This is a genomic window from Streptomyces sp. NPDC059564, assembly GCF_042735575.1.
In the GTDB taxonomy this organism is placed as follows: Bacteria; Actinomycetota; Actinomycetes; order Streptomycetales; family Streptomycetaceae; genus Streptomyces.
Genome location: NZ_JBHWBP010000284.1, coordinates 1 through 9,927, shown reverse-complemented (window position 1 = coordinate 9,927; position 9,927 = coordinate 1). Strand labels below are relative to the sequence as shown.

10 protein-coding genes are annotated in these 9,927 nt (G+C 73.4%); 6 read left to right on the top strand and 4 right to left on the bottom strand.

Annotation, left to right across the window (positions count from 1 at the left end; genetic code table 11):
* A partial coding sequence (locus tag ACFV0Q_RS31825; RefSeq protein WP_385010029.1) for an aminotransferase class V-fold PLP-dependent enzyme occupies positions 1-1,155 on the bottom strand: 1,155 nt, incomplete at its 3' end.
* 319 nt (positions 1,156-1,474) lie between these two features.
* Here ACFV0Q_RS31825 and ACFV0Q_RS31820 point away from each other — a divergent pair.
* A complete protein-coding gene (locus tag ACFV0Q_RS31820; protein ID WP_385010027.1) occupies positions 1,475-2,260 on the top strand; it encodes an SDR family NAD(P)-dependent oxidoreductase in 786 nt (261 codons plus the stop codon).
* 11 nt (positions 2,261-2,271) lie between these two features.
* Here the strand turns inward: ACFV0Q_RS31820 and ACFV0Q_RS31815 are convergent, their stop codons facing one another.
* On the bottom strand, positions 2,272-2,877 hold the full coding sequence (locus tag ACFV0Q_RS31815; RefSeq protein ID WP_385010025.1) for a sigma-70 family RNA polymerase sigma factor: 606 nt from the start codon (positions 2,875-2,877) through the stop codon (positions 2,272-2,274).
* A gap of 78 nt (positions 2,878-2,955) precedes the next feature.
* On the opposite strand from ACFV0Q_RS31815, the gene ACFV0Q_RS31810 reads away from it, so the two are divergent.
* Together ACFV0Q_RS31810 and ACFV0Q_RS31805 are read left to right on the top strand one after the other, a co-directional pair.
* Positions 2,956-3,801 carry an alpha/beta fold hydrolase gene (locus tag ACFV0Q_RS31810; RefSeq protein ID WP_385010034.1) on the top strand — a complete coding sequence of 282 codons (846 nt, stop codon included), beginning with the start codon at positions 2,956-2,958 and terminating at the stop codon, positions 3,799-3,801.
* A 199-nt stretch (positions 3,802-4,000) separates the two neighbouring features.
* Complete coding sequence (locus ACFV0Q_RS31805; RefSeq protein WP_385010023.1) at positions 4,001-4,588, top strand: hypothetical protein; 588 nt, start codon at positions 4,001-4,003, stop codon at positions 4,586-4,588.
* A gap of 24 nt (positions 4,589-4,612) precedes the next feature.
* On the opposite strand, the gene ACFV0Q_RS31800 is transcribed toward ACFV0Q_RS31805, so the two are convergent.
* Positions 4,613-4,915 (bottom strand): muconolactone Delta-isomerase family protein, encoded by a 303-nt coding sequence (locus tag ACFV0Q_RS31800; protein WP_385010032.1) that lies wholly within the window; start codon positions 4,913-4,915, stop codon positions 4,613-4,615.
* A gap of 184 nt (positions 4,916-5,099) precedes the next feature.
* Here ACFV0Q_RS31800 and ligA point away from each other — a divergent pair, with 184 nt between their 5' ends.
* Both ligA and ACFV0Q_RS31790 read left to right on the top strand, forming a co-directional pair.
* Entirely contained in the window at positions 5,100-7,190 is a 2,091-nt protein-coding gene (gene ligA / locus ACFV0Q_RS31795) for an NAD-dependent DNA ligase LigA (protein WP_385010031.1), read from the top strand.
* A gap of 128 nt (positions 7,191-7,318) precedes the next feature.
* The gene (locus tag ACFV0Q_RS31790) at positions 7,319-8,191 is read left to right on the top strand and encodes a DMT family transporter (protein ID WP_385010021.1); all 873 of its coding nucleotides are present in this window, start codon (positions 7,319-7,321) and stop codon (positions 8,189-8,191) included.
* 15 nt (positions 8,192-8,206) lie between these two features.
* Here the strand turns inward: ACFV0Q_RS31790 and ACFV0Q_RS31785 are convergent, their stop codons facing one another.
* Positions 8,207-8,857, bottom strand: coding sequence for a TetR/AcrR family transcriptional regulator C-terminal domain-containing protein (locus tag ACFV0Q_RS31785; protein ID WP_385010019.1), 651 nt, complete (start codon positions 8,855-8,857; stop codon positions 8,207-8,209).
* A 70-nt stretch (positions 8,858-8,927) separates the two neighbouring features.
* On the opposite strand from ACFV0Q_RS31785, the gene ACFV0Q_RS31780 reads away from it, so the two are divergent.
* On the top strand, positions 8,928-9,927 hold a 1,000-nt coding region (locus tag ACFV0Q_RS31780), incomplete at its 3' end, for an FAD-dependent oxidoreductase (protein ID WP_385010017.1).

The window sequence follows — 9,927 nt, the reverse complement described above, 5'->3', positions numbered from 1 at the left end:
CAGCAGCTCCATGTTCCCGGTGTCCGGGGCCGCGCAGTTGGTGGCCATCGGCGCCAGGTGCGGGCTGCGGCCGGTGATCTCGGCGAGCAGGGCGTCACCGCGCGCGGCGGTGTGGACCTGCCGCTCCTCCAGGGCCGCCATCAGGCCGGGACGGACGCCGGGTGGCAGGTGGATGCCGAACATGTGGGGGCCGTGGGGCTCGGGCACCGACCAGCCCGCGGCCCGTGCGGCGTCGGCGATCCGTACGGTGTGGCGGGCGAGGGCACGGGCGACGCCGGCCGGGGTCCACGCGTTCATCCGCTCCAGCGCGGCGATGGCCATGGGGGTGAGCTCGAACTCGGTGCGCTGTCCGACGTCGAAACGGCGGGCGCCGTCCTCGTACGCGTCGCGGTAGTCGACGAGCCGGGAGAAGTCCTGTGCGTCCTTGCGCAGGATCCAGTTCTCCTCCAGCGGCCGGCCGCCGTGATGGGCGGGATCGGCGTAGAGGTAGCCCAGCCCGAACGGCCCGAGCAGCCATTTGTACCCGACGGCGAACAGGAAGTCGGGGCGGATCTCGCGGACGTCGAGGGGCATCGCTCCCGCGGACTGGCTGGCGTCGATCACCAGCGCCGCCCCGGCCGCCCGCGTGGCGCGCGATACCGCCACCAGATCGAGGAAGGCCCCGTCCGTCCAGTGGACCTGCGGTACGGACACCACGGCCGTCCGCTCACCGATCGCCTCCAGCACGGCCTCGGTCCACCCCTGCCCCGGCCCGCGGGACACGGTGCGCAGCTCGGCCCCGCGCTCGGCGGCGCAGCGGCGCCAGGTGTAGACGCCCGACGGGTACTCGCCGTCCAGCACGACCACCTCCTGGCCCCGCCGTACGGTGAGGTTGGCGGCGGCGGTGGCGCATCCGTAGCTGGAGGCCGGGACGAGGGCGATCTCCCCGCTGTCGGCGCCGATCAGCGAGGCGAACAGCTCCCGGCGCCGCTCGGCGCCGGTGAACCAGTCCTCGACCCGGATCTCCCAGGGCCTGGCGCGCCACGCGAGCGCCGCCCGCCCGGCTTCCAGGGACGCGGTCAGGGTGGGGGCGATGCTGGCCGCGTTGAAGTACGACACCTCCGCGGGGATGTCGAAGAACTCCCGCCCGCCCTTTGCCCCGTCGGTCGCCGTCATGCTCTCCCCGATCTCCCTCGCACTCCCCCCCACCCTAGGGGCGGGGCCGGGTCCGGCGGGGTCAGGCACGGCGGCGTTCCGCGTCGCGTGCTCCGCGTCGCGTGCGGGGGAGTTCGAGGGGCCGGGGAGTGATGGAGTCCCCGGCCCCTCGAACCGTCGTGCCGCTGATGCCGCGGGGGGACGCGGGTGGATATCTGCGACGTAGAGAGAAACGATTCATCCGGGGCTGGGTTACGGGTGCCGGCGCTGTTGTCCGCGCTCTTGCCCTTGCTGCGGCCTTCCGGTTCGGATTCCCTGGTCACGGGGTAGTGAGCCGCCCATGAGGCGATTCGAGGGGTACGGCGTACTGATCACCGGCGCGGGCCGCGGCATCGGCGAGGCCACCGCCCGGCGGCTGGCCGGGGAGGGTGCGCGGGTGCTCGTCACCGACGTGGACGGGGACCGGGCCGAGAAGGCGGCGGCCGGAATACGGGAGTCGGGCGGCAGCGCGGAGGCGCTGTACTGCGACGTGGGCGACCGGGCCTCGGTCGAGGCGGCCGTCGCGTACGCGGTCCAGACCTTCGGCACCCTCGACGTGCTGGTCAACAACGCGTACGCCTGCCACGCGGACGCCGCCCTCTTCGAGGACGAGTCGGACGAGACCTGGCAGCGGGACCTCGACATCACCCTCACCGGCGCCTACCGCTGCGCCCGCGCCGCCCTCCCGCACCTCGCGGCCGCCCCCGACCGCCGGGGCGCGATCGTCAGCATCGGCTCCGTCAACGGCGAACAGGACTTCGGCAACCACGCCTACAGCGCGGCCAAGGCGGGCCTGGCCGGCCTGACCCGCACCCTCGCCGGCCACGCGGCCCCCCGCGGCGTCCGGGTGAACCTGATCGCCCCGGGCACCGTACGCACCGAGGCCTGGTCGGGGCGCGAGTCGGGCCTGGAAGCCGCCGCGGCCCACTATCCGCTCGGCCGGGTCGGCCTGCCCGCGGACATCGCGGCGGCGGTGGCCTTCCTGGCCTCCCGGGACGCCGCGTGGATCACGGGCGTGACCCTCCCCGTGGACGGCGGCATCCTCATCGGCCGGCCCGCCTGGCGGCGCGACATGTTCGGGGAGTGAGCGGGGGGGGCTCAGGCATCGCCCCCGAGGCGGTCGCGCTGGATCCGGTGCGCGAGGGCGCGCCGCACGGAGGCGGGGGCGGGGGTGTCGGTGGTCTTCGCCGGTACGTCGAGACCGCGGCTGATCCGGTCGTACGCGTCCTGGTACCCGCCGGGGAACTCCGCCCGCCGCAGGCGCAGATCCTCCTCGACGGCCCGCCTCAGCTCGTCCACGTTCCGGGGCGTGAACCGCTTCTTGCCCCGGGCGAGGGCGTCGACGTACCGCGTGCAGCGGGCGGCGCCCCGGCAGGTCTCGGAGATCTCCTCGGCGAGGCCCCACAGGCGGCCTTCGAGCCACGGGGCGTCGTCCTGGTCGAGGGAGAGCTCCATCGGGGGCGGAACCTCGCCCGCCTTGTACTTCGTCACCTGCTTGGACACGGCGGGCTGACTCATCTCGGTGAGCCGGGCGATCCTGTCCTGGGTCCAGCCCAGCCCGACCAGCACCCTGATCATCTCGGTGCGCAGCTTGCGCATCTCCTCGCCCGCGCGGATGACCTCGTTCATGTCCGCGAGCATCCGCCGCGCCTGTTCCTCGGTCAGCGGCCGGTGGCTCTGCCGCGCGTCGTCCTCGCCTGTCATGGCTCGGTTATACACCCGGTCGGCCAGCCCGTCATAACCTGGTTGTATAACCTGGTTATGGCTGGCAGGATCCGCGACATGCCCACCTTCACCGCACCTGACGGAACCCGGCTCGCCTACCACGTGACCGGGGACGGCGACCCGCTCGTCTGCCTCCCCGGAGGCCCCGCGGACTCCCGCTACCTCGGCGACCTCGGCGGCCTGTCCGCGCACCGCCGGCTGATCCTCCTGGACCTCCGCGGCACCGGCCGCTCCGCGATCCCCGCGGACACCACCTCGTACCGCTGCGACCGCCAGGTCGACGACGTCGAGGCCCTGCGCCAACACCTCGGGCTGTCCCGGACCGACGTACTCGCCCACTCGGCGGGCGCGAACCTCGCGACGCGGTACGCGGCCCGGTACCCGGGGCGCGTCGGCAAGCTCGTCATGGTCGGCCCCGGCGTCCGGGCCGTCGGCATCGCCATCTCCGGGGAGACGCGACGCGAAGTCGCGCTGCTCCGGATGGGCGAGCCCTGGTTCCCGCAGGCCTTCGCCGCCCTGGAAGCGATCACCGAAGGCGCCGGAACCGGCAGCGACTGGGAGGCCATCGCCCCCTTTCTCTACGGCCGGTGGGACGCCGCGGCGCGGGAACACCACGCGGCCGGGCAGCCGGCCGACACGGAGGTCGTCGCCCTCTTCGGCGCCGAGGGAGCCTTCGACCCGCAGGCCACCCGCGCGGCCCTCGCCGCCGTGACGGCCCCCGTACTCCTCCTCGCCGGGGAGTTCGACCTGAACAGCCCTCCCCGGACGGTGTCCGAGTTCGCGGAACTCTTCCCGAACGCCACCCTCGCCGTCCAGCCCGGAGCGGGCCACTGTCCCTGGCTCGACGCGCCCGACCACTTCGCGTCGACCACGCTGACCTTCCTCGATCGCGCACCTGCGTAGTCGCGTAATCGCTGGTCCGGGGCCGTCCGGGTGATCACGGACATGGACGACGGCGTATCCTCGTGATCGTCCCCCCCCGCACGGCGGGGGAGGAGCGCCGCCCCCGGGAAGTTGCCGCGGGCCGTGATGAAGGTGGCCCGGCACTGCCCGTGCGGCTCGGGCCGGGCGGGTGGCAAGCAACGGGGAAAGCGAGCAAGACGTGCGTCCGTGGATTCGTGCTGTTCCGGCGGCGGTGGGCGCGGTGGCGCTGGCCGCTGCCCTGACCGGCTGCAACAACCCGGTCTCGGCGGTGAAGGCGAAGAGCTCGGCGCCGGCCGCGGAGAAGAAGACGTACGGCCTGGGTGAGGCCAGCCCCCTCAAGGACAGCAACAGGACGACGTCGGACGGGGCGAAGTTCACCGTCACCCCCACCCGCGTCGAGACCGGCACCCAGGCCGACATGGACAACTCCGGGCTCAAGAAGGACGAGGCCGAGGGTCCGGAGATCCCGGTCTTCGTCTGGACGACGCTCACCCACAAGAGCGGCCCGGCGATGGAACTCGGCGACATGGACGACGACTTGGTCATGCGGACCGACACGGGCCAGCGCACCAAGGCCCTCTTCGTGTTCATGGGGAGGGCGAAGTGGCCGAACTGCCCGAGTGCGGAGAGCGGCAAGAAGCTGACGCCCGGTCAGTCGGAGCAGATCTGCACGGCCTTCCTCATCCCCGCGAACCAGAAGGCCGCCGCGGTCGAGCTGACCCGGGGCTTCTACAAGGAACCGCTGGAGTGGCCGGTCAAGAACTGACCGAGCCGGTGGTCCGGTTCCCGGTCACGCCAAGGCTTCGGGCTTGCCCGGGTCGTTGGGGTGGGTCTCCAGCGCGGTGACGACCAGGGTCATCCACGGACGCAGCGGCAGCGTGCCGAGCACCTTCTCGTGCAGCTCGGCCTCGTCGGCGGCCCGCCACAAGCCGATGCTCCGCAGCTCACCGACCGGGCGCCACAGCCGCACGAGGTTCCCCGTGGCCGCCAGCTCGCCCGCCCGCACCGCCTCGGCCGCGCGGCGGTCCGCGACGACCGCCGGGTCGGTGCCCTCGGGGACGGTGGTGGTGATCTCGACCAGGAACTCGCGCATGCTCATCTTTCCTCCAGGGGCCCGACAACTCCCCGCCGGCCCGCCCCGAAGGACGTCCGATCCGGAAGGCCCACCTGTGGCCAGGCTACGACCGCACCGGCCGATCCGCAGGACGGCCGGGCGGGATCACCCCGTGCGCAGCCGCCCGGCGTTGTCAGACCCGTACGCAATGATCAGAGACATGATGATCCCCTCCGCCGTTGAGGCGCTGTCCAGCATGCCCGGCGTCGCCCTCGTGGACGGCAGCGACGACTACCAGGCCGCCCTCGCCCGCCTGCGCGACGCCTCGCGGGCGTACTACGGCGACGGCGACAGCCCCGTGGACGACGCCACGTACGACCGGCTCCGGCTCGCCGTGCTGGCCTGGGAGCAGGCCCACCCCGACGAGGCCGCCCCGGATTCCCCGACCGGCCTCGTCGGGGACGGCGCCGCCCCGGTCGGGGACATCGCGCACACCACCCGGCTGCTCAGCCTCGACAACGTCTTCGACCCGGCCGGCCTCACGGCGTGGGGCGCCTCGCTCCAGCGCCGACTCGGCCACGAGCCGGCCGGCGGGTTCACCGTGGAACCCAAGATGGACGGCGCCGCCGTCGCCGCCCGCTACCGCGCCGGGCGGCTGGCCCAGATCGTCACCCGCGGCAACGGCAGCCACGGCGAGGACGTCAGCCACGTCATCGGCACCATCGAAGGCCTGCCCGAGCGGCTGCCCGTACCCGCCACTTTCGAGGTCCGGGGCGAAGTCCTCTTCACCCAGCAGCAGTTCGAGACCGCGAACGAGGTCCGTGCCGCCCACGGCGCGCAGGTCTTCGCGAACCCCCGCAACGGAACGGCCGGCACCCTGCGGGCGAAGGACCGTCCGTACCGGCTCGCGATGACGTTCTGGGCCTATGGGGCCGTCGAACTCGACGGCGTCGCCTTCGCGCCCCCGACGGCCACGCACGCCGAGGTCCTGGCCACCGTCGCCGAAGCCGGTGTCCGGACCACCGCCGACACGCCCGCCGGCCTGCACGTCGTCGCGACCCTCACCGAGGCGCAGCGGAAGGTCGACGAGATCGCCGCGCTGCGCCCCGCCCTGCCGTTCGGCATCGACGGGGTCGTGATCAAGGCGAACGACGCGGCCGAGCAGGCCGCGGCCGGGTCCGGCAGCAGGTTCCCGCACTGGGCTATCGCCTTCAAACTCCCGGCCGTGGAGCGGCAGACGGTACTGAAGGACGTCGTCTGGGACGTGGGCCGGACCGGCGTGCTCGCCCCGACGGCCCTCCTCGAACCGGTCGACATAGACGGATCCACGGTCACCCGCGCCACCCTCCACAACCCCGCCGACATCCGCCGCCGCGACCTCCACCTCGGGGACACCGTGACGGTCTACAAGGCGGGCGACATCATCCCCCGCGTCCAGGCCGCCGTCGTCGCCCGGCGCCCGGCCGGAGCGCCGGAGGTGCCCCTGCCCACGGTCTGCCCGCGCTGCGAGGGGGAGATCAACAAGGACCAGGAGCGGTGGCGCTGCGCGAAGGGGACCGCCTGCGCGCTGCCCGCGCTGATCGAGTACGCCGCCGGACGCGACATGCTCGACATCGACGGCCTGGGCAGGACGTACGTGAGGGCCCTGATCGACTCCGGAGACGTCACCGACGTCGCCGACCTGTTCGCCCTCACCGAGGACCAGCTGACCGCCGCCTCCGGCAGCGCCAAGCGCGGGGCGAAGCTGGCCGAGCAGATCACGGCCGCCACGTCCCGCCCCCTCAGCCGCGTCTTCTGCGCGCTCGGCGTGCTCGGCACCGGGCGCAGCATGTCCCGCCGCATCGCCGCGCACTTCGGCACGATGGACGCGATCAGGCAGGCCGACGCCGCCGCGCTCCAGGAAGTCGAGGGCATCGGCGGGGAGAAGGCTCCGGTCATCGTCGAGCAGGTCGCCCTCCTGGCACCGGTCATCGACAAGCTGGCCGCCGCCGGAGTGAACATGACGGAACCTCAGGAAATGCGGGAACCGCAGCCGGCGGCCGCCGAGGGCGGCCCGCTCGCGGGCAAGACCGTCGTCGTGACGGGGAAGATGAGCGGCCCGCTGGAGGCCATGGGGCGCTCCGAGATGAACGCCCTCATCGAGAAGGCGGGCGGCAAGGCCGGCAGCGGCGTCAACAGCAAGACCGCGTACCTGGTCTGCGCGCCGTCCCCGACCGGGAAGCCGAGCTCGAAGGCCGTCAAGGCCGAGGAGCTGGGCGTCACCGTCCTCACCCCGGAGGCCTTCGCCGACCTCGTCGCCGAGTACCTGGACTGACCCGCCCCATCCGCCGGCCCCCTCGGGCCGCCCCGCCCGTGGACCCGGACGGGGGAAAGGACGGCGCCCGGCGGGAACCGGGCGGTGTCACGGCGCGGAGCGGCGGCGGGCGCGGTGAGGATCGGGGCATGGGCTTCGTACTGCCGGTCCTCTTCGCGCTGTTCGCGGCGCTCAGCAACGCCCTCGCGACCGTCCTCCAGCGGCGGGCCTCGCTCACCGTGCCGCAGAGCGACCGATTCCGCTTCGGGCTCGTCCTCGACCTGCTGCGGCGGCCGCTGTGGGTCGGCGGGATCCTCGCGGTGATCGCGGCCGGCGTGGGGCAGGCCGTGGCGCTGGCCACGGGCGCGCTGGCCCTCGTACAGCCGCTGTTCGTACTGGAGCTGCCGCTCGCGCTGCTGATCGCCTCGCTGGTGACGCGGAGCCGCCTGCCGGGGGCGGTGTGGCTCGCCGTGGCGGGAGTGGTGGCCGGACTCGGCATCATGCTGGTGGCCGCCTCGCCCGCGGGGAACCGTACGCACGTCCCGCTCGACCGGTGGGCCCTGGCGCTGGCGGCGTGCGCGGGGGCGGTGGCCGTGCTGGCCGCGGCCGGACTGCGGCGGCCGCCCGGCCGGATGCGGGCCGGATGCCTCGGCGCGGCCACCGCCGTCTGCTACGCGCTCACGGCGGCCCTGATGAAGTCGGCCATGCACGTGCTCCAGGACGGCGGCATCGGCGCGTTCCTGACGACCTGGGAGACCTACGCCTTCGCCGCGAGCGGCATCTGTGCCCTGCTGCTCCTCGAACACGCCATGCAGGGCGGCCCGCTGGTCGCCTCGCAGCCCGCGCTGACCCTCGGCGACGCGGGCGTCAGTGTCGCGCTGGGTGTGCTGCTGTACGAGGAGCACCTCCGGGCCCAGTGGTGGCTGCTGCCGCAGTTCCTCGGCCTCGCCCTGATCTGCGCCGGGGTGTTCGCCCTGGCCAGGGCGGGTACGGGGGTCGGCGCCGAGGCCATGACGACGTGAGCTGTGGATGGTCCGTCAGCCGGCGCCGTAGCGCGCCGCGATGCCCGCGACGACCAGGTGCAGCCCTTCCTCGAAGCCTTCGTCGTAGTTCTGGAAGAGGTCGGCTCCGGCGGAGGCGGCGAGCGGGAAGCCGGCCAGGCGGGCGGCGCGTTCCTCGACGTCGTAGCCGTCCCGGCGTTCGCCCGGAACGGGTTCGACGCCCTGTTCCTCGGTGACGAAACCGAGGGTGAAGAGGGAGATCGTGGTGGCGGCGCGGACGGCCTGGGGCAGGGTGAAGCCGGCCCGGGCGAGCGCGCCGAGGGTCTCCTCCAGCTGCGCCGCGTGCTCGGTGCCAGTGAAGCGGGAGCCGCTGAACACCTTCGCGCCGTCGCGGTAGCCGAGCAGGGCCGCGCGCAGGTCACGGCCACCGGCCAGCAGCCGCTCCTGCCAGGTGGCGTCCGGGGCGATCCGCGCCCGCGCGAGCATCCGGCGGAACATCTCGGTGGCCATCTCGTCGAGCAGCTCCTGCTTGCCCTGGAAGTGCCAGTACAGGGCCGGTGCCTGGACGCTCAGCTCCTTGGCGATGGCCCGGAGGGTGAGCCCGTCCAGGCCGACCTCGTTGAGGAGCCGCAGCGCGGTCTCCACGATCTGCTTCTTGTCCAGTCGGGGGCTTCTGCGAGTCGTCACGCTTGACAGCTTAACAGCGTTAAGGCCACTCTCTGGGGGGACGGAACTTAACAACGTTAAGGAGAGTGTCATGGACACGGATGTACTGATCATCGGCGCGGGCCCCACCGGCCTCGCGCTGGCCGTCGACCTGGCACGGCGCGGGGCGCGCGCCGTCGTCGTGGAGCGGGCCGACGGCCTCTTCCCCGGTTCGCGCGGCAAGGGCATCCAGCCCCGCACGCGAGAGGTCTTCGACGACCTCGGCGTGGGGGAGGCGATCCTGGCGGCCGGCGGCCCCTACCCGGTCGGGATGATCTGGCAGGACGGCCGCCGCCAGGGCGAGCACCGGATGTTCGACGAGAGCGACGTGTGCGAGGACTCGCCGTTCCGCGAGCCGTGGATGGTCCCGCAGTGGCGTACACAGGAGATCCTCCACGCGCGCCTCGCCGAGCTGGGCGGCGAGGTCGCCTTCGGCCGGGAGCTGGTGGGCATCACCCAGGACCCGGACGGGGTGACGGCCGCGTTCGCCACGGGCGCGCCCCTCCGCGCACGCTACGCCGTCGCCGCCGACGGAGGCCGGTCGACCGTGCGGCGCGCCCTCGGCATCGGCATGGCCGGCGAAACCGTCGACCCGCACCCGATGCTGGTGGCCGACGTCCGCATCACGGGCCTCGACCGCGACAACTGGCACGTCTTCCCGCCCGCCGACGGCTCCGGCTTCCTCGCGGTCTGCCCGCTGGCCGGTACGGCGGACTTCCAGGTCGTGGCCCAGTTCCCGGAGGGTACGGAGGTCGATCTCTCGCTCGACGGCATCCGGTCGGTCGTCGCCGCCCGCACGCACCTCGCCCCCGAGGACGTGACGCAGGTGCGCTGGGCCTCGGACTTCCGGCCGCGGGCCGCGCTCGCCGACGCGTTCCGCCAGGGACGCGTCTTCCTCGCCGGGGACGCCGCGCACGTCCACTCGCCGGCGGGTGGCCAGGGGCTCAACACCAGCGTGCAGGACGCGTACAACCTGGGCTGGAAGCTCGACGCCGTGCTGGGCGGCCGGGCTCGCGAGGCGCTCCTCGACACCTTCGAGGAGGAGCGGCGCC

What these genes read in the sequence shown, in the direction of transcription:
- ACFV0Q_RS31820 (WP_385010027.1), top strand. Translation starts at nt 1,475, where the DNA reads ATGAGGCGATTCGAGGGGTACGGCGTACTGATCACCGGCGCGGGCCGC.
- ligA (WP_385010031.1), top strand. Translation starts at nt 5,100, where the DNA reads ATGATCCCCTCCGCCGTTGAGGCGCTGTCCAGCATGCCCGGCGTCGCC.
- ACFV0Q_RS31800 (WP_385010032.1), bottom strand. Translation starts at nt 4,915, where the DNA reads ATGCGCGAGTTCCTGGTCGAGATCACCACCACCGTCCCCGAGGGCACC.
- ACFV0Q_RS31815 (WP_385010025.1), bottom strand. Translation starts at nt 2,877, where the DNA reads ATGACAGGCGAGGACGACGCGCGGCAGAGCCACCGGCCGCTGACCGAG.
- ACFV0Q_RS31810 (WP_385010034.1), top strand. Translation starts at nt 2,956, where the DNA reads ATGCCCACCTTCACCGCACCTGACGGAACCCGGCTCGCCTACCACGTG.
- ACFV0Q_RS31790 (WP_385010021.1), top strand. Translation starts at nt 7,319, where the DNA reads ATGGGCTTCGTACTGCCGGTCCTCTTCGCGCTGTTCGCGGCGCTCAGC.